At 66.4% G+C, this 18,156-nt stretch carries 16 protein-coding genes; 12 read left to right on the plus strand and 4 right to left on the minus strand.

The window, feature by feature from the left end:
* Positions 1-23: 23 nt before the first annotated feature.
* Positions 24-2,156 carry a HAMP domain-containing sensor histidine kinase gene (locus tag WEG36_08820; protein MEX1257707.1) on the minus strand — a complete coding sequence of 711 codons (2,133 nt, stop codon included), beginning with the start codon at positions 2,154-2,156 and terminating at the stop codon, positions 24-26.
* 134 nt (positions 2,157-2,290) lie between these two features.
* Positions 2,291-2,989, minus strand: coding sequence for an OmpA family protein (locus WEG36_08825; protein MEX1257708.1), 699 nt, complete (start codon positions 2,987-2,989; stop codon positions 2,291-2,293).
* A 436-nt stretch (positions 2,990-3,425) separates the two neighbouring features.
* Between WEG36_08825 and WEG36_08830 the strand changes: the two genes are divergently transcribed.
* From WEG36_08830 to mscL, 4 genes are all read left to right on the plus strand, one after another.
* Positions 3,426-4,172, plus strand: coding sequence for a tetratricopeptide repeat protein (locus tag WEG36_08830; protein ID MEX1257709.1), 747 nt, complete (start codon positions 3,426-3,428; stop codon positions 4,170-4,172).
* Positions 4,173-4,185: 13 nt separating this feature from the next.
* Positions 4,186-4,809: a hypothetical protein gene (locus WEG36_08835; GenBank protein ID MEX1257710.1), complete on the plus strand. Its 624-nt coding sequence runs from the start codon at positions 4,186-4,188 to the stop codon at positions 4,807-4,809.
* Positions 4,810-4,904: 95 nt separating this feature from the next.
* A complete protein-coding gene (locus tag WEG36_08840; protein MEX1257711.1) occupies positions 4,905-5,612 on the plus strand; it encodes a peptidylprolyl isomerase in 708 nt (235 codons plus the stop codon).
* A gap of 16 nt (positions 5,613-5,628) precedes the next feature.
* A complete protein-coding gene (gene mscL, locus WEG36_08845) occupies positions 5,629-6,078 on the plus strand; it encodes a large-conductance mechanosensitive channel protein MscL (GenBank protein ID MEX1257712.1) in 450 nt (149 codons plus the stop codon).
* 19 nt (positions 6,079-6,097) lie between these two features.
* On the opposite strand, the gene speA is transcribed toward mscL, so the two are convergent.
* Positions 6,098-7,993, minus strand: coding sequence for a biosynthetic arginine decarboxylase (gene speA / locus WEG36_08850; protein ID MEX1257713.1), 1,896 nt, complete (start codon positions 7,991-7,993; stop codon positions 6,098-6,100).
* Between the two features lie 123 nt (positions 7,994-8,116).
* Between speA and WEG36_08855 the strand changes: the two genes are divergently transcribed.
* The 4 genes from WEG36_08855 to egtD all read left to right on the plus strand — a co-directional run bounded on the left by WEG36_08855 (position 8,117) and on the right by egtD (position 12,702).
* The gene (locus WEG36_08855; protein ID MEX1257714.1) at positions 8,117-9,388 is read left to right on the plus strand and encodes a nuclease; all 1,272 of its coding nucleotides are present in this window, start codon (positions 8,117-8,119) and stop codon (positions 9,386-9,388) included.
* Complete coding sequence (locus tag WEG36_08860; GenBank protein ID MEX1257715.1) at positions 9,385-10,329, plus strand: ring-cleaving dioxygenase; 945 nt, start codon at positions 9,385-9,387, stop codon at positions 10,327-10,329. The genes WEG36_08855 and WEG36_08860 overlap by 4 nt, the downstream gene beginning before the upstream one ends.
* Positions 10,330-10,399: 70 nt before the next feature.
* A complete protein-coding gene (egtB, locus tag WEG36_08865) occupies positions 10,400-11,713 on the plus strand; it encodes an ergothioneine biosynthesis protein EgtB (protein MEX1257716.1) in 1,314 nt (437 codons plus the stop codon).
* Positions 11,710-12,702, plus strand: a complete 993-nt coding sequence (egtD, locus tag WEG36_08870; protein MEX1257717.1) for an L-histidine N(alpha)-methyltransferase — start codon at positions 11,710-11,712, stop codon at positions 12,700-12,702. The genes egtB and egtD overlap by 4 nt, the downstream gene beginning before the upstream one ends.
* Before the next feature lie 18 nt (positions 12,703-12,720).
* Here egtD and corA read toward each other — a convergent pair whose 3' ends face one another.
* A complete protein-coding gene (corA, locus tag WEG36_08875) occupies positions 12,721-13,869 on the minus strand; it encodes a magnesium/cobalt transporter CorA (GenBank protein ID MEX1257718.1) in 1,149 nt (382 codons plus the stop codon).
* Positions 13,870-14,075: 206 nt separating this feature from the next.
* Between corA and WEG36_08880 the strand changes: the two genes are divergently transcribed.
* The 4 genes from WEG36_08880 to WEG36_08895 all read left to right on the plus strand — a co-directional run bounded on the left by WEG36_08880 (position 14,076) and on the right by WEG36_08895 (position 18,153).
* Positions 14,076-15,215, plus strand: a complete 1,140-nt coding sequence (locus WEG36_08880) for an ABC transporter ATP-binding protein (protein MEX1257719.1) — start codon at positions 14,076-14,078, stop codon at positions 15,213-15,215.
* Positions 15,212-16,111, plus strand: a complete 900-nt coding sequence (locus tag WEG36_08885) for an ABC transporter permease (protein MEX1257720.1) — start codon at positions 15,212-15,214, stop codon at positions 16,109-16,111. The genes WEG36_08880 and WEG36_08885 overlap by 4 nt, the downstream gene beginning before the upstream one ends.
* On the plus strand, positions 16,099-16,905 hold the full coding sequence (locus tag WEG36_08890) for an ABC transporter permease (protein ID MEX1257721.1): 807 nt from the start codon (positions 16,099-16,101) through the stop codon (positions 16,903-16,905). The genes WEG36_08885 and WEG36_08890 overlap by 13 nt, the downstream gene beginning before the upstream one ends.
* Positions 16,906-17,016: 111 nt before the next feature.
* Positions 17,017-18,153, plus strand: coding sequence for a spermidine/putrescine ABC transporter substrate-binding protein (locus WEG36_08895; protein ID MEX1257722.1), 1,137 nt, complete (start codon positions 17,017-17,019; stop codon positions 18,151-18,153).
* The last annotated feature ends 3 nt before the right edge of the window (positions 18,154-18,156 follow it).

The following is an 18,156-nucleotide window of genomic DNA, read 5'->3' on the forward strand; positions in this document are numbered from 1 at the left end:
CCGCGAGCGCGATCCTGAACTCCCTAGTGTCCCGGAGCCACTCCGGGGGCGCCTCCTCCCGACGGGCGTCGGTCTAGATCGATTCGACGAAGCATCTCCAAGGCATCATTGAGCTGTCGCAAGAGCTCGTCCCGCTCCTGAATCTGCCCCTCGAGCTGCGCGACCTGCTCCAGCGTCTCGCGTGCCCAGGCCGCCTGGGCCTGCACGAGCCCGTCCGAGGCTTCGTGCTCCACGATGTCGAGGTGGGTCAAGGCCCTCGCGCGATCCTGTAGGAGACTCGCGGGGGACAGATATACGAGGGCGAGACCCCAATGCGCTTCGGTCAGCGCGTCGCCATCCGCGCCGAGTCGAAGGGCCGCTTCGAGCTCGCTCGCCGCGTCGGCGAAGCTCCCCCCCGCGAGAAGGGCGCGAGCGCGATCCATCCGGACGGACCAGGCCGGTGAAGGCTCGGAGCCCGATGCCTCCGGAGGAGCCTCCCGGACGTCCTCCGGGGGTGCCGGCGCCGAGGTGCCGCTCGATCCCCCTCCCATGAGGGCGCAGCCCGGAAGAGCGAAAACCGCGAGGAGCGCCAGTGTGGCCTTGGTCGCGACCCGACCAACAGGGGCGGCGGCGGGATGGGCCGATCCCATTTCCTCCTCGTGGCTGCGATTGGCTTCGTCCATGGACTGAATATCGCGCCACCGGCTCGACGCGACAGGAAGGAGGACGAAAAAGATGGACCCGCCCCTCGGCCGGTCCTCGACCCAGATGGCTCCTCCGTGCGCCTCGACGATCCTGCGCGAAATGGCGAGGCCGAGCCCCACACCCTGTCCCTGGATGCGTTGGCGGCCGCCCACCTGGTGGAATTTGTCGAAGATTCGAGTCTTGTGCTCGTCGGGGACGCCGATCCCTTCATCGGCCACCGAGAGGAGGAGGAATGGTCCGCTTTCGCCAGCCAGAACGGAGGTGTACCACTCCGGGACCCCGGGCGGGAGGGAGCGGCACCCGGCGAGGTCCGCCTCCACCCGAGTGCCGGCGGAGGAGAATTTGATGGCGTTCCCGACCAAATTGGCGACGACCTCGCGGACCCTTTCACCGTCGCAAAGGACGGTGACCGTTGGGGTGCCCACGAGGTCGAGGCTTCGGTTGTTTTCCTCGGCGACCGGCTGGAGCTCTTCGAGGACCGATCGGACGATTTCCGCCGCATCGTGCGAGGCGACACGGTAACTGGCTCCCCCGCCTTCGAGGCGCGATACCTCGAGCAGGTCGCCGATCATCGAGGAGAGCCTTCCGGAACTCCTGCGAGCGAGGTCGAGGAGGTGCCGCTGCTTTTGATTGAGTGGCCCCGGGAGCTCGTCGAGAAGAATCTCCACGGTTTCCTGCACAGCCGCGAGGGGATTCTTGAGCTCGTGCGAGACGTGGGAAACGAAGTCCCGCTTGAGGTCTTCCAGCTCGTCCAACCTCGCAGCCATGTCATTGAAATCGCGCGCAAGGTCCGCGAGCTCGCCCGGCCCCCGAATCTCGAGGCGATGCTTGAAACGCCCCGCCGCGAGCTCCCGGGTGCCGCGGGTGAGATGTCGGAGGGGCCCGGAGATGGAGAAGAAGAGGAGGAGGCTCGCGATTCCTGCCAGCCCGAGCGAGGCGCCCGCGGCCGCTCGAGCGACCACGCGGGCCCGCTCGCCGGCGGCGGCGGACATGTCGGCTCTCAGCGCTACGGCCGCCTCGTTCACCTCGATGAGTCGCTCAACTTCGCCCCGCAGGGCGAGGAGCATCGCCTGCACTTCTCCGAAACGGGTGGGGTTCAACCAGAGGGCGGGACCCGTGGCCCGGTACTCGCGCCATCCAATCTGCACCCGCGCGCGAATCCGCGCCTCTTCACCTTCCAGAGAGAGTTCGGTGAGACGGACCAAGGCTGCGTCTACCGCCTGCTCCCAGTCCGTCCACTGGCGCCGGTATTCGTCGTCGCGAAGGAGGGACGCCTTTTCGGCGAACTCCAGAACGCCCTCAAACCCCTGGACCAGGAGAATGGAGATACGTGCGGCTTCGAGATTGGTACGGGAGAGCTCCAGATTGACCTGTTGCAGCCGGTCCACCTGGGTGAGTTGATACCAGAGCGCTCCGATCAAGAGCGCGGCCATTAGAAAAAGGCCCGCAACGATCCGGGTGGTGATCCTCACGCTTTATCCCCGTCCAGGCAGGTTGCACCCAAAGAGCGGATGGCCGCTCGGATCCGGACTGAACCGCGGGGAGCCCGGGATTTCCCCGCGCGCCCGGACTAACTCCGGGCGCGCGGGAATCCGGACGCGAAGGATCAGAGGTCGTCTGCGCTTCCCGACAAGACGACGGAGGGCTGCCCCTGCGACGGACCGAAGTCGATCACCATGGCGACGCGACGATTCTGCCATCCCGCATCTCCGGGGCCCTCGGCGCCGGCGACGATCAGCCGGTTGCCACCTTCGCCATAACTCACCGCCCGCATCCGATCCGACGGCAGGCCCGCCGACGCGAGATATGACTTGACCGCGTCCGCGCGCTCCTGGCCGAGCCGCAGATTGTACTCTACGCTCCCGGAAGGATCGGTGAAACCCTCGACCGTGATGGTCGCGTCCGAGTAGTACCCCCCAACGACGTTCGCGAAGCGATCCAGCACCGCATAGTCGGCGGGCCGAACTGTCGCGTCATCGTACGCGAAGTGAACTGGAGCGCTGAAGCGAATGGACGACTCGAAACGCTCCATCGCAACGTCGAACTCGCCTTCCAGGGCACGGAGCTCGCCCTCGAGAGAGGCTAGCCTCGTTTCCACCCGACTCTCGGCACTCTGGATTTCCTGCGTGAGGCGGCTCTCGACCCCGTCGTCGCCCTGACGGATCTCGGCCCGGATCTGAGTAAGCTCCCCGGCGAGCTCGTCGCGGTTGACGTGAGCACAGCCGCCGATGGCCAGCATCGCGACGGCCGCGACCAGCAGGCGACCCTGCGATCCAGCGACTCGGTACCCGTTCCAATTCAACATTCTCGTCCTCCGTATCCCCTTGCTTGGTGGTCCGGTCCGGCACAGAGCCGTCCGGCTGGCGCTCAGATCAGCGCAAGGGAGATGCCAAGTCGCGTGCGCGCCGCGATGACGCCGCCATTTCGGTTCTTCGTGGCCCTACGGATGGGATCCGACCCAGCGAGGGCCTCTGACCTCCGGCCGATCCGGGTGGCCTCGGCGCCTGCCTGGAGGAAAAGAATGGGCGGCCGGCGGCCCATTCTTACCCGGCCCTCCCCCACGACCACGGCCGCCGCAGGGGTGCGCCCCGCGCGCCACCGCGCCTCGCTTGAAGAAGGGGAGGTCGTCTGGCACGCGACGCGCTGGCCCGGGGATTGCGTATCCAATCGGGCCCGATCGCCGGCTTCCGAACTCTGTCTCGACCGAGGGTGCGCGGAGCCCGACCCCACCGAGGAATCCCATGAACTTCGTGAAGGCCCAGGACGGACCGGCTCAGAACTCCGAGCCCGACTCGCTCTTCCCCCTCCCTCCCCTCCCCGAAAACGCGGGGCACGGGTCCTCGCCCCAGGAGAACTCCGAAGAGCCCGCATCCGACGAGGTCGAAGCATCCTTCGACCAGGCGGTTGACGCCGCCCAGGCGGGTCGCAACGAAGACGCGATGTTCATGTACCGCACGATCCTGCGCGCCAGCCCAGCGCACGTGCGCGCGAGGAACAACTTGGGGCTCCTCCTCGACCTGATGGGCGACCACGCGGTAGCCCTGGAGCACTTTCGCGCCGCACTCCAGATCGAGCCTCACAATCCCACGGTCCTGGCGAATCTGGGAGCCACCCTTGGGAGTCTCGGGCGATACGACGAAGCCGAATCGCGGCTCCACGAGGCAATCGGAATGGATCCCGAGAGCACGGAGGCCCGTGTGAATCTCGGCATCCTGCACATGCGCCGGGGACTATACGGGGAAGCGGAAGCCGAGCTCCGCCGTGTCGCGGAGCGCGAACCCAATCACGCCACTGCGCATCTCTTTCGAGGAAAGGCATTGAACCGGCTTGGGCGCGTGGATGAGGCCCTCGACGCCCTCGCCCAGGCCGCGCGGCTCCGTCCAAGCGATCCGCAGGCCTTCCACCTCATGGGGATCCTCTATGATCGGAAGGGTCTTCCCCAGGAGGCGGCCGTCATGTACCGGCGCGCCCAATCGCTCGTCCGGTAATGGGAGGGTCACCATGAGAGCCGGAATCCCTATGCCGGCCCGCGGCATCACGGCGGTCGTTGTCCTCGGGATCGGTGCTGGTCTCGCGCACCCGGCGAAGGCTCAGGTCGCTTGGGACGCGCCCTTCCTCGTCCCCCCGCGCGTAGGATCCGGTTGGGGGCTGGCGCTCCTGGATCCGGCGGGAGGAGACTTCGGGGTGTTGGGATCCTGGCGGGGCCGAGGCGGTTCCCTGGGGATTCGCGGCGGCCTCGCCGAGGAGCGCAACGACGACCTGGCGGCCTTTGCCGGTGTGGACTTTTCGGGGTCGCTCGCGCGCCGCTCGTCCGACATGCCCGTGGACGTGGACTGGATTGCGGGGGTCGGGCTCGGAGTGGGTGATGAGATTCTGTTCAGCATTCCCTTCGGCGTGACCATCGGCGCCGCCATCTCGACGGAGTCCGTGGCCTTCGGTCCGTACGTCAGTCCACGCCTCATTCTCGACGCGTGGACCGGGGACGATGGGCCCCGTGACGGGCTCGACCTCGAGTTGGCCGTGGATCTCGGGCTGGATGTGGCCTTCAACCCCGGATGGACGCTCCGCTTCGGTGCGACGCTGGGCGACCGGGAAGCGCTGGCCGTGGGTTTCGCAGTTCACTAGAGCGGTGCGGGGTGGGCCTCGGAGGGCGGGCCCAGCAAGGGTTGTCCGGCGTCTCCGGGGAAGCTAGCCTCCTCGTCATGCCAGCATCCCGCTCCATGCCGAGGTCCATCCTCGGGCTCCTCCTGATCGGCATCGTTCTCGCCGCCGTCCGGTGCTCCACGGTTTCCGAAGCGCCCCCCGCGGCACCCATCCCGCCCTCTCTCGCGCAGAGCGCTCCCCCCTCCCCGTTTCTCCTGGATCCGACGGCGCCCGAGGTAAACCTTCCCGTTCCCGAGCGCTTCAAGGTCCTCTTCGAAACGTCGCAAGGGGACTTCGTGGTGGAGGTGATCTCGGCCTGGGCGCCGATGGGAGCCCGACGTTTTTATAACCTCGTGAGCAACGGTTATTACGACGGCGCGAGGTTTTTCAGGGTCCTTCCCGGATTCGTGGCCCAGTTCGGGATTCACGCCGTGCCCGAGGTCACCGCTGCGTGGAGGCAGGCCGCCATTCCCGACGATCCGCCCTCACGCTCGAACACACGCGGTACGCTCACCTTCGCCACCGCCGGGCCAAACACGCGGACCGTTCAGCTCTTCGTCAACCTGGTGGACAACGCGCGGCTCGACCCGATGGGTTTTTCTCCCTTCGCCGTCGTGACTGGAGGAATGGACGTCGTGGATCGGCTCCACGGCGACTACGGGGAGGGCGCGCCGAACGGACAGGGTCCCGATCAGGCGCGCATCCAGGCCGAGGGCGAAAGTTACCTGGCCCGGGACTTTCCCTTGCTCGACAGCGTCATTCGCGCCCGCATCATCGAGGACTGATCCGGAGGGACCTTTCATGCTGAAAGAGTTCAAAGAGTTCGCACTCAAGGGAAACGTCCTCGACATGGCCGTCGGGATCATCATCGGCGCCGCCTTCGGGACCATCGTTCAGTCCCTCGTGAACGACGTCGTGATGCCGCCGGTCGGGCTTCTGCTCGGAGGCGTGGACTTCACCGACCTCTTCGTCGTCCTGCGCGAAGGTGAGTTCGCCGCCGGCCCCTACGCGACACTGGCCGCGGCGCAGGATGGTGGCGCGGTGACGATCGCCTACGGAGTGTTCCTGAACGCCGTGATCTCCTTCACGATCGTCGCCTTGGCGGTTTTTTTTCTCGTGCGAAGCTTCAATCGCCTCAAGGCCGCGACCGAAAAAAAGGAGGCCGCGGCCCCGGTGACCCCCCCGCCGCCCTCCGCCGAGGAGAAACTTCTCGCCGAGATACGCGATCTCCTGAAGGCGAGCCGCGCCTGAGCGGCGGGGGCCCGGCGAGCTACCAGACGTCCCCTTCCAGGTAGGTGTATCCGGCGAGCCCGGCGATGTAGTCGGCGATGAAGGTGTTCGCTTCGCTCCTCGGGAGCGTGGTAGCGCGCGCGACCTTCTTCCGGAAGTTGGCGATGAGGGTGTCGGAGTCGTACTGGACGTACTTCAGGACGTCCGTCACCGTGTCCCCCCGCGAAAGCTCGGTCACCTCGTAATCGCCATCGGAAGTCAGGGAGAGGTGCACCGTGTTCGTGTCACCGAAGAGGTTGTGCAGGTCCCCGAGGATTTCCTGGTAGGCCCCGGTGATGAAGATCCCGAGGATGTAGGGCCGCGCCGGATCGAAGGTGTGGAGTTCGATTCCCCGCTGACCTGCCCCGTTTCCGACAAAGCGATCGATCTTCCCATCCGAATCGCAAGTCACGTCCTGAAGCGTCCCGCGGCGAGTGGGGCGCTCGTCCAATCGGTGGATCGGCATGATGGGAAAGAGCTGGTCGATCGCCCAGGAATCCGGGAGGGACTGAAAGAGCGAGAAGTTGCAGAAGTATCGGTCGGTGAGGATGTCCTCCATCTCCGGGAGGATGTCCTCCCATTCCTCCGGCTCTCGTCGCGCGAGCTCCGCCCCCCGCGTCATGATCGCGAGGTAGAGCCGCTCCGCCAGTGCCCGTTCCGGGAGGCTCAGCACTCCGCTGTTGTACAGCGACCGCATCCGGTCCTTCCAGTATGATGCGTCGTGGAAGACCTCCCGAAGCGATCGCTCGCTCATTCCGTGGAGCGTTTCCGCGAGGTCGTGGACCACCGAGTGCATTTCTTCCGGGATCTCGTCCCGGTCCTCGACGATTTGGGTCTCCAGCGCGATGACGTTCACGAGGAGGAGGGTGTGGTGCGCGGTGAGCGCCCTCCCCGACTCCGATAGGATGTGCGGCATGGGGAGGTCGTTTTCCCGGCACGCCTCCGCCATCGCGTACACGATGTCGTTCGCATACTCCTGGATGGAGTAGTTCACGCTCGCCGAGCCGACCGAGCGAGAACCGTCGTAGTCCACGCCGAGGCCACCACCCACGTCCACATGGGTGATGTCGAGCCCGAGCCTGCGGAGCTCCACGTAATAACGCGCGACCTCGGTCATCCCCTGCTTGATGTTCCGGATGTCGGGGATCTGCGAACCCATGTGAAAGTGGACCATCTTGAGGAGGTCGGTCCGTCCCGCCGCGCGGAGCTTCTCAACGACACGCATGAGCTCGGAGGCCGAGAGCCCGAACTTGCTCTTCTCTCCGGCGGTCTCGGACCACCGTCCCGCCCCCGCGGTCGAGAGCTTGATGCGCACCCCCGCAACGGGGCGGATGTCCATCTCTTCGCCGAGCTTCAGGAGGAGATCCACCTCTGAGATCTTCTCGATCACGATCATCACCTGATGCCCGAGCTTCTGCCCCATCAGCGCCAGGTAGAGGTATTCCTCGTCCTTGTAGCCGTTGCAGATGATGAGGTGATCGGTCCGGTCGGTGAGAGCGAGGACCGCCTGGAGCTCGGGCTTGCTCCCGACCTCGAGTCCGAGGCCATGTTCCTCCCCGGCGGCGACGAGCGCCTCGAGGACCTTCCTCTGCTGGTTGACCTTGATGGGATAAACGAGGGTGTACCCCCCGTCGTAGTCGTACTCCTCCATCGCCGTGCCGAAGCGGGAGACGAGGGTCTCGATCCGGGTGCGGAGGATGTCGGGGAAACGGAGGAGGATGGGGAGTCCGACGCCCTGACCCATGAGATCGGTCGCGATCTCGTAGAGGTCGAGTCCTTTCTCCGCTTCGCGCGTCGGATGCACGGTAACGTGCCCACTAGCATTGATGTCGAAGTAGCCGACGCCCCACCACTCGATGTTATAGAGATGCCGGGCCTCCTCGATCGTCCAACCCATCGCCGATTCCACCTTCCCGCAGGTCGCGGAGCATAAAGGGCGGCCACGCTCCCCAGCGCGATCGCGGGAAGAAGATCGCGGGCGAGGGGCGGAAGCTCAACTTCTGCGGGGACGTGCCGGGTTGTGCCCTCCTCGGTTGTGCCGCTCCTCCCTTCCGCGCTAAGTTCCGCTGAGCCCGAACAAAATGCGAATCTCCGCCTCGCGATGACCCTCCTCCCGGACGCGCCCCCACTCCCCGAACGCGCGGCCGCGCTCCTTGCGAAGGTGCGCGCCGGGGCGAAGAACCGTCCCGGGATCTACCGGTTCTTCGGCGCTCGTGGTGAGCTCCTCTACGTCGGGAAGTCCGTGCGGATCCGCGCGCGGCTCCTCTCCTACTTCCGCGCCGGCCCCGATGAAAAACCGGGCGAGCTCGTGAGGATGTCCGGCGGGGTCGAGTGGGAGTATGTCCCAACCGAGTTCGAAGCGCTTCTTCGGGAGTTCCGGTTGATTCGGACCTTCCGCCCGCGCTTCAACGTGCAGCATCGGCGTGAGCGTCGCTTCGCCTGGGTGAAGCTGGCGGGGGGGGCGGCACCGCGGCTCTCCGCGACCCGCGCCCCAGCGGCCGATGGCCACGCCTACTTCGGTCCCTTTCCGGCGAGAAGGGATCTCCCCGACGCCCTCCATCGTCTGGCGCACCTGATGAAGCTGCGCGACTGCCCAGCCCGCACCCCCCTGTTTTTCGCCGACCAACTGGACCTCCTACGGGAGCCGCGGGCGCCCGCGTGCCCGAGGGCCGATTTGGGGAATTGTCTCGCCCCCTGCGCGGGACTCTGCACAGAAAAGGAATACGCTTCCCGTGTGCGCGAGACGACGGAGTTTCTGGGAGGGCGGTCGGAGGTGCCCCTCGGGAGAATTCGCGCGCTCATGGAAGGCGCGGCGGAGCGGCACGAATACGAGATGGCGGCCCGCTTCAGGGACTCGGAAGAGCGGCTCCGCCACCTTCGCGACGAGGTCGTGGCCTTCCGCGACTACCTGGAAGGCCTCACCTTCGTCTACCGTGTCCCCGTCGAAGAGAAGCGCGCCCGAGGTTACCTCCTACGGGCGGGACGGGTCCGGCTCACCTTCGACGAGCCCGATGCGGGAAGCGGCGCGGCGCGGGAGCTCGCGCGCAATCTGCGGGGCCTCCTCCGGGATCCCGACCGGCCCCCTGCGGCCCTCACCGTCGAAGAACGGGAAGAGCTCTTCTTGGCGGCCCGGTGGTTCCGCGCACACCCCGCAGAGCGCGAACGGGGGCTGGATCCCGCGGACTACATCACCGAGCGGCTTGCCTCCGCCGCGCCGGACGAGGATGATGGCAATCCGTCCCACGCCACCCCGACCCCTTCACGCCGCCGACGCCGGAACTCCCATCCATGACCCCGCGGATCTCGAGCCTGCACCATGTGACCGCCACTGTTTCGGGCGCGCAGCCGGACCTCGACTTTTACGCCGGGCTGCTCGGGCTCCGCCTGGTGAAGACGACGGTAAACTTCGACAATCCCGCCGTTTATCATCTCTATTACGGAGACGAGCGCGGGACTCCTTCGACCCTCATGACCACCTTCCCGTACGAGGGATGGGGTGTCCCCATCGGGGTCCGGGGAGCGGGGCAGATTCATGTGACTTCTTTTTCGGTCCTCCCCGGAACTCTCGATTTCTGGCGGCAGCGATTTTTCGCGGGCGAGGCCGCGTTCGTTGCGGAAGACGAGCGCTTCGGATCCCGGGCCCTGACCGTCGCGGACCCCTCGGGCCTCAACATCGAATTGATCGAGGCGCCCGAGGACACCCGCACTCCCTGGACGGGCGGAGAGGTGGAGGCGGCCGCCGCGATTCGCGGGGTCCAGGGGGTGACTCTTCTCCACCGCGATTCCCGGCCCACGCTCCGCTTCGTCACGGATGTCCTCGGATTTCAGGTCGCCGCCGAAGAGGGTGCGCGCACGAAAGTCTCGATCGGTGAAGGGGGGCCGGGCGCGACGCTCGAGCTCCTTCGCGATGCCTCCGCCCCCGTCGCGCAGAACGGCCTCGGGACCGTGCACCACGTAGCGTTCGCGGTGGCGGATGGGGCCGAGCAGCTCCGGATTCGCGAGCTTCTGGTGCGCGCGGGTGTCCAGGTGACGGAAGTGCGGGACCGGCAGTATTTCCAGTCCATTTATTTCCGTGAACCGGGCGGGGTCCTCTTCGAGATCGCGACCGCGGGACCGGGTTTCCTGATCGACGAAGACTCGTCGAGCCTGGGCGGAGCGCTCAAGCTCCCCCCCTGGGAGGAGGAGCGCCGGGAAACCATCGAAGGCCGACTTCCGCCGCTCTCCAGGGAATAACACAAGGAACTACGGAGCCGCCGCCGGGTTCCCCGAGAACCCCCTTCGATCACCCCCTGCATTCGCTCCCATGCGCTCCACTGGGATCCATCCCGCCATCGAGGCGACGCGCGAAACCGGCGCCTTCGGCCCGCGCCTCGAAGAGCGTTTCCTGGGAATTCGCGCATTCTCCGAGAAGCTGACGGAGGGGCTGCTCCCCGAGGACTTCGTCGTTCAGTCCATGACCGACGTGAGCCCCCTCAAGTGGCACCTGGCTCACACGACCTGGTTCTTCGAGTACTTCGTCCTCCTTCAGCACGCGGCGGGATACCGCCCCCTGGATCCGCGTTATCACCACCTCTTTAACTCGTATTACGTCCAGGCGGGAGAGCGTCATTGCCGGGCCCAGCGTGGCTACCTCTCTCGCCCCACGGTGCGAGAGGTGTTGGATTACCGGGCCCATGTGGACGACGCCATGACGCAGTTTCTCATGGCCGGCGAGCCTCCCCGCGTCCTCGCGGAGCTCGTCGAGCTCGGACTCCATCACGAACAGCAGCACCAGGAGTTGATACTCACGGACCTGAAACACGTCTTCTCCGTGAATCCGCTCCGCCCCGAATATCGACCGCGGGCCACCGGCGCGCCTCGCGCGTCCGCCCGCACGCTTCGATGGATCGAGAATCCGGAAGGACTTCGTGAGGTGGGCGCCGCTGCCGAGGGATTCTCCTTCGACAACGAGCGCCCCCGCCACCGCGTTTACCTGAAAGGCTTCGCCCTCGCGGATCGGCTTGCGACCTGCGGCGAATTTCTCGAGTTCATGAAGGATGGCGGGTACGAGCGCGCCGACCTCTGGATGTCCGACGGCTGGGCGGTAGCCCGGGAGCGCGGGTGGACCGAGCCCTTTTATTGGGAGAAGCGAGATGGCGAATGGTGGGTCTTTACTCTGACGGGAATGCGGCGGGTGGAAGCGGCCGATCCGGTTTGCCACCTGAGCTGGTACGAGGCGGACGCCTTCGCCCGCTGGGCAGGAGCGCGACTTCCGACCGAGTTCGAGTGGGAGGTCGTCGCGGCGGATCTCCCCGTCGCGGGGAATCTCGTCGAAGCGGGCCACTACCATCCGATCCCCGCCACCGATCCGGCCTTGAGGACGGGGTCTTCACCGACGCAGATGTTCGGCGACCTCTGGGAGTGGACGGGAAGCTCGTACCGCCCCTATCCCGGCTTCATTCCGGCCCCGGGAGCGATCGGGGAATACAACGGGAAGTTCATGTCCAACCAGTTCGTCCTGCGGGGCGGCTCCTGCGCGACATCGGGGTCGCACCTGAGGGCGACGTATCGGAATTTCTTCCATCCGGACGCCTGTTGGCAGTTCTCGGGGGTCCGGCTCGCAAAGGACGTCGGGTGATTCCCCTCGCCCGGCTCGCCGAGCCTCCGCGCCTGGACTCCCTGCGCGAGGAGGTCCTCGCGGGACTCGGCGGGACGCCGAAGACCCTTCCGGCCCGCCTCCTCTACGACGCCGGGGGTTCGCGTCTCTTCGATCGGATCACGACGCTCCCGGAGTATTACCTCACCCGCACGGAACTCGAGATCCTTCGGCGGTGCCTCGGAGAGTTGGCGGAGCTGGTCGGCCCCGACGCGCTCGTGGTCGAGCCGGGGAGCGGGAATGGCGCGAAGGCGCAAATGTTACTCGGCGCCCTCGTGCGACCTCGTGCCTACGTCCCGGTGGACGTGGCCGTGTCGCAGCTGCGGTCGCTGGCACGCACGCTCCGCGACCAGCCGATGGAGGTCGAGATCCACCCCGTCGTCGCCGACTATACGCGGCCGTTCGAACTCCCCCTCGCGCCGGCCGCCTTCCGGCGCACCCTCGTCTTCTTCCCCGGATCCACGATCGGAAACTTCGCCCTCGAGGAGGCGGTCGCCTTTCTCGCGATGCTCGGGCGACTCGCCGGGCCGGAGGGAGCCCTCCTTCTCGGCGCGGACCTCCGGAAGTCACCCCGGATCCTGGAGCCCGCGTACAACGACTCCGCCGGCCTCACGGCGGCGTTCAACCGCAACGTCCTCCTCCACCTGAATCGGGCGCTCGGCACTCACTTCGATCCCCTCGCGTTTCGCCACCACGCGCCCTGGGTCCCCGACGAGAGCCGGATCGAGATGCGCCTCGTGAGCGTGCGCCACCAGGTTGTGCGGGTTCCGGTGGGAGCCGGCGAGCGACCTGCCGAGGTTCGTGTCGAGCTGGAGCCCGAGGAGCCCATCGTGACCGAGCATTCCTACAAATATTGGCCCGAAGACCTCGAGCGTCTCGTCGGGCGAGCGGGATGGACGACGGTGCGTGAGTGGCGGGACGAAGCGGGGTGGTATTCCGTGCGCTTTCTCGAACGGTCGGCCGCCGAGTAGCCCGGCGGCGGGTTATCCTCAGAGCCAGCCCCTCCTTCGGAAGTACCAGAGCATCCCGAGCCCCACCGCGAACATCCCGGCGAGAACCGCGGGATAGGCCCACCGGACGTCCAGCTCGGGCATGTATTCGAAATTCATTCCGTAAATGCCCACGACGAACGTCAGTGGAATGAAGATGCTCGCCATCACGGTGAGGACCTTCATGACCTCGTTCTGACGGCGGCTCATGTCGGAGAGATAGAGGTCCCGCATCCCCGTCGTGATGTCGCGCAAGACCTCCGCCGTGTCCATGAGTCGGACGCTGTGGTCGTACACGTCCCGGAGGTAGAGCTTCGTCGTGTCGGTGAGGAGATCGGATTCCACCCGCAAGAAGTTGCCCAGCATTTCGCGGAGTGGCCAGACCGAACGCCAGAGTACGAGGAGCTCGCGTTTGAGCTGGTGAACTCGGTACATCGTGTCGGGAGAGGGCTCGTCCACGACTTCCGCCTCGAGTTTTTCCGCGCGCTCGCCCAGGCGCTCGATGATCTGGAAGTAGTTGTCCACGACGGCGTCCATGAGGGCGTAAGCGAGATAGTCCGAGCCCCGGGCGCGCAATTGCCCCCGTGCGGAGCGGATCCGCTCGCGGACCACCTCGAAGACGTCTCCGGGGGACTCCTGGAAGGAGAAGAGACATCCTTTTCCGATGACGAAGCTCACCTGCTCGTCCGTGATCTGGAAAGGCTCTTCCTGAATCCGGAGCATATGCAGGACGACGAAGAGGTGATCGTCGTATTCCTCGACCTTCGGCCGCTGTCCGACGTGCGCGATGTCCTCCGTTATGAGGGGATGGAAACCCATGCGGACGCCGATCTTCTCGAGGATCGCGACATCGTGCAGTCCCTCCACATTCACCCAGAGGACTCCGGCGCCGTCGGGGACGAAGCCCTCGGGTGGGGCGTCCGGGTCCCAGAGGCCTTCGTGAACGCCCCCTGCATCGAAGCGGATCGCGTCGATCCGGACTTCTTCCACTCGACGCTCCCCGGTGTGCACGACCGTCCCCGGAGCGGATCCGGGCTTTTTGAGCGAGCGCCGCACAAAGCGCCCCATCACGCGGAGCTGATGGAGGGGGCTCAACGTGTTCAGCACGAGGTGGGCGAGGGGTTTGTTTTCGTAGGATCCAGACGCCACAGGTCCTCCGGGTGACAGCGGAAGCGGGCCCTGGCCAGGTATATCCGATGCGTGCCGCGCGCGTCAAGCCGCGGAGCCCCCGCTCCGCCTGCTCCGCTTGCTCGCCCCGTTGGTCGCGGCGAAGATGTCCCGATGCCCGACCCACCGAACTTCGCCGGAAGGCGCCCGCCCCCTCCGGCCGGCCTCCAAGACGGATCCGTCGAGCTTTGACCCAAGAGCCCGTCCTCAGGATTCGTGGACTGACGAAGCGATTCGGGGGTGCGGTTGCCGTGCATCCGCTCGATCTGGAAATCGGCGCCGGCGAGTACTTCTGCATTCTGGGTCCGTCGGGTTCGGGGAAAACGACGCTTCTTCGCATGCTGGCGGGATTCGAAGCCCCCGACGCCGGCGAGATCCATCTCGATGGAGTCCGCGTGGATGGGTTTCCCCCGGAGCGGCGGGACACCAACACGGTCTTTCAGGAATACGCCCTCTTCCCGCACCTCTCCGTGTTCGAAAACGTCGCTTTCGGGCCGCGAATGAAGGGAGGGCGTGGAAACTCGCTGAGCAGCCGGGTGCTCGAGTCCCTGGCGCTCGTCGGACTGGAGGGCCATGGCGACCGCTCGCCGGCCACACTTTCGGGCGGTGAGCAGCAGCGGGTGGCCCTCGCACGGGCCCTCGTGAATCGGCCGCGCGTCCTTCTCCTGGACGAGCCACTCGCCGCCCTCGATCGAAAGCTCCGCTCGCGGATGCAGATCGAGCTTTCCAGGATCCAGCGCGAGTCCCAAGTCGCCTTCGTGCACGTGACCCATGACCAGGAAGAGGCGCTCAGGCTCGCGGACCGGGTGGCCGTGATGCGGGCGGGCCGTTTCCTCCAGGTTGGGGCCCCCGAGGAGGTGTACGATCGGCCCAACTCCGCCTTCGTCGCCGACTTTCTGGGCTCGGCCAACATCTTCCGTGCCCGTCCCTCGGATGGCTCGCTTTTTTTCCCCGATGGAACCCGTGTCTCGATCGGTTCGCGCCCTTTCGACGCCGGGGGCGAAAGCGAACGGCTCTACGCGATCCGTCCCGAAGCCTTCATGGTGATTCGCGAGGGCGGAGGCGAGGACCCCTCCGGCGGGTCGGAGATGATCCGCCTCCCGGCCATGATCACGGGGCGCTCACGCGTCGGAGGTGTCGAGGAGCTCGACCTCCGTGTGGGACCGCTGCGCTTCGTGGCCCATCTCCGCGGCCCGGCCCCCGTCATTCCTTACGCCCCCAGCGACCGGGTCGTCCTCCTTCTCCACCGGGAAGACATCGTCCCGCTCGTTCTGGAGGGCGGCGAGGAGGATCCCGATCCCGCTCCTGGGGCGGCACGATCCCCATGAAGGAGGGCAAGGGAGAGGGCCGCACGGAAGGGATTCGAGGGCTCGCCCTCTGGACCGTCGGGCCGGCCACGGCCGTGCTCGTCGTCCTCTTCCTCCTCCCCCTCGCGATTGTGGGGGGATACGCCCTGTCGAGCGCGGGAAGCCAGGGAGAGCCGGCACTCCCCGCGACTTTCGCCAACTTCGTCCGCTCCTTCGATCCGCTCTACCTGGGAATCCTTGTTCGCTCGGTGAGGCTGGCCTTCATCTGCACACTCATCTGCCTGGTCGTCGGGTTCCCCCTCGCCTGGATTCTGCGCGGAATGGGCACCCCCGCCCGCCACCTGGCGCTCCTCGCCTTCATCCTTCCTTCTTGGACGAACCTCTTGGTGAAGAACTACGCCTGGATCGTCCTCCTCCGGCAGGAGGGCGTGGTCAACTCGGCCCTCCTCCGCCTGGGCGTCATCGGGGAGCCCCTCCCCCTCCTCTTCAACGAAGGGGCGGTCCTCGTCGGCCTGGTGCACACCTTTCTCCCCTTCATGGTCCTCCCGCTTTATTCCTCGCTCGAGAAGCTCGACCCCGCGCTCCTCGACGCGGCACGCGACCTCGGTGCGGGACGCTGGGCACGATTGCGCAAGGTCGTCCTTCCCCAGTGCGCGCCGGGAGCCGTCGCCGGGGCGATCCTCGTCTTCATTCCCACGCTCGGGTCTTTCGTGACCCCCGATCTTCTCGGGGGGGCCCGCGGAATGATGGTGGGAAACCTGATCCAGAATCAGATGCTGGTAGCGCGGGACTGGCCTTTCGGGTCGGCGCTCTCCATCTGGCTGATCGCGGCGTCGCTCGGGATGATCCTTCTCGCGGGAAGGCTCACCGGCCGGGGCGACACTTCGAGACCGGGACGGGCATCGTGGCTCCCCTGAGCGGCCCCCGCCGGATGGGGATGGGGAGCGCGGTCTTTTTTGGGAGCGGGTTGGCCTTCTTGTATCTCCCGGTCGTGGTTCTCGCGGCGTATTCCTTCAACGACTCGCGCTTCGCCCTCGCCTGGGAGGGATTCACCCTCGACTGGTATCGCGGGGTGTTCACGAGCCGCGAAATCGGGCGGGCGGCCTGGAACACTCTGATCGTTTCGAGCGCGTCCACCATCGCCTCCGTGATCCTCGGGACCGCGCTCGGTGTCGGGCTCCACTTCAGCCGGTTCCGGGGACGTGAGCTTCTCTGGAAGTCCTTTTACCTCCCCATTCTCGTCCCGGACATCACGCAGGCCGTGGCACTCCTTTCCATTTTCGCCCTGGTCGCATTTCCCCTCGGTCTCACCTCGATCATCCTGGCGCACATCTCCTTCCAGATTTCCTTCGTCGCGCTGCTCGTACGGGCGCGATTGGACGCCTTTCCCGGAAGCGTCGTCGAGGCGGCGCGGGACCTGGGCGCCCCGCCCCTGGTCGCGATCCGAAAGGTGGTCCTTCCCCTCGCGGCACCGGGGATCGTGGCGGGCGCTCTCATCGCCTTCACCCTTTCGGTGGACGATTTCCTGATCGCCTACTTCACCGCCGGCCCGGGAGCTTCCACCCTCCCAATCCGGATCTATTCGATGATTCGCAGAGGGGTCACACCGGAGGTGAACGCGCTGGCCACCCTGCTTCTCGCCTTTTCCCTCCTCACGATGACGGCGGCCATGCTCTTCCTGAGGAAGGGAGGAGGTAAGGACCGGGCTTGAGGGTGCGGCCGCCGTACCTCCGCGGCCTTTACGCCCGGATCGGCCCCTTCTACCCTCAGGGATCCGCCCCCGGGCGCGTTCGTCTCCCCTCTTCCGAAATCACCGCGACCCGTGAACCCTTCGCACGCTACGCCTTTCCTCGCGCTCGTCGCCGCCGGCGTCCTCCTTTCGCTATCGGTCGCCGGATGCGGCTCGCCCTCTCCCGAGCTTCCCGCCGAGATCGAGGCGTTCGGGATCACCGTCGAGACGGCACGCCTCTCTCCGACGCTCCGGCTTTTTAATTTCCCGGAATACATGGATCCGGAGCTCTTGAGGCAGTTCGAGGAGCGCTTCGGCACGCGAATCATCGAAGACTACTTCGACACGAATGAAGCGATGATGGCTCGCCTGACGGCGGGAGGCACGGCGCAGTTCGATCTCGTCATGGCTTCGGACTATGCCGTGGAAATTCTCGCGGCGGCCGGGCGCCTCGAGCCGCTCGATCCAACACTTCTCCCGAACCGTGCGAATCTCCACCCGAGCTTCGGTTCACCGCCGTACGATCCCGAGAACCGCTTCGCGATCCCCTTTCAGTGGGGGACGACCGGCCTCGGGATTCGGGGGGACCGCGTGCAGGGAAATCCGGACGAGCTCGCGACCTGGGGGCTCCTCTTCGATGCCGCGAAGTCGCCCGGCCGCTTCGCCTTCCTCGATGACCCGCGCGAGACGATCGGGGCGGCGCTTCTTTACCTGGGTTACTCCGTGAACAGCACGGACGACGCGGAGCTCGCCGCTGCCGAGGCGGTCCTTACCGTGGCAGCGGGCCGCGCCGTGGCCTTCACTCCGGCCTCCACGGGACGCGACCTCCTTCTGGCGGGTGAGCTCGACGTCTCCCACAACCACTCGGGCGAGATCACGGTTGCAGGGGAGGAGCGCCCTGAGATCCTGTACCTGGTCCCGCGGGAGGGCGCCGTGGTCTGGGCCGATAACCTGGTCATCCCGGCCGGTGCCGCGGGAGCGTACACCGCGCATGTCTTCGTGAATTTCCTTCTGGACGCGCAGAACGGAGCCCGGCTCACGGAGGAGGTGCGGTACTTCTCTCCTAATCTCGCCTCATGGGAGCTCCTCGATCCTGTGCTCCGTGCCGAACACGAACGCCTCCTGGAACCGGGCGCGATGGAGGGGCTCGAGTTCATCGCCGACGTGGGTCCCGACCGGCGCAAGTACGACCAGCTCTGGACGCGCGTGAAAGCCGGCTCGGCGCGGTAGGCG

The sequence above is a fragment of the Gemmatimonadota bacterium genome (genome assembly GCA_040882465.1).
Classification (GTDB): Bacteria; Gemmatimonadota; Gemmatimonadetes; order Longimicrobiales; family Gaopeijiaceae; genus JBBEBG01.

Excerpts from the sequence above, each read along its gene's own strand:
- WEG36_08825 (MEX1257708.1), bottom strand. The coding sequence starts at position 2,989 with ATGTTGAATTGGAACGGGTACCGAGTCGCTGGATCGCAGGGTCGCCTG.
- WEG36_08830 (MEX1257709.1), top strand. The coding sequence starts at position 3,426 with ATGAACTTCGTGAAGGCCCAGGACGGACCGGCTCAGAACTCCGAGCCC.
- WEG36_08835 (MEX1257710.1), top strand. The coding sequence starts at position 4,186 with ATGAGAGCCGGAATCCCTATGCCGGCCCGCGGCATCACGGCGGTCGTT.
- WEG36_08840 (MEX1257711.1), top strand. The coding sequence starts at position 4,905 with ATGCCGAGGTCCATCCTCGGGCTCCTCCTGATCGGCATCGTTCTCGCC.
- mscL (MEX1257712.1), top strand. The coding sequence starts at position 5,629 with ATGCTGAAAGAGTTCAAAGAGTTCGCACTCAAGGGAAACGTCCTCGAC.
- speA (MEX1257713.1), bottom strand. The coding sequence starts at position 7,993 with ATGGGTTGGACGATCGAGGAGGCCCGGCATCTCTATAACATCGAGTGG.
- WEG36_08860 (MEX1257715.1), top strand. The coding sequence starts at position 9,385 with ATGACCCCGCGGATCTCGAGCCTGCACCATGTGACCGCCACTGTTTCG.
- egtB (MEX1257716.1), top strand. The coding sequence starts at position 10,400 with ATGCGCTCCACTGGGATCCATCCCGCCATCGAGGCGACGCGCGAAACC.
- WEG36_08885 (MEX1257720.1), top strand. The coding sequence starts at position 15,212 with ATGAAGGAGGGCAAGGGAGAGGGCCGCACGGAAGGGATTCGAGGGCTC.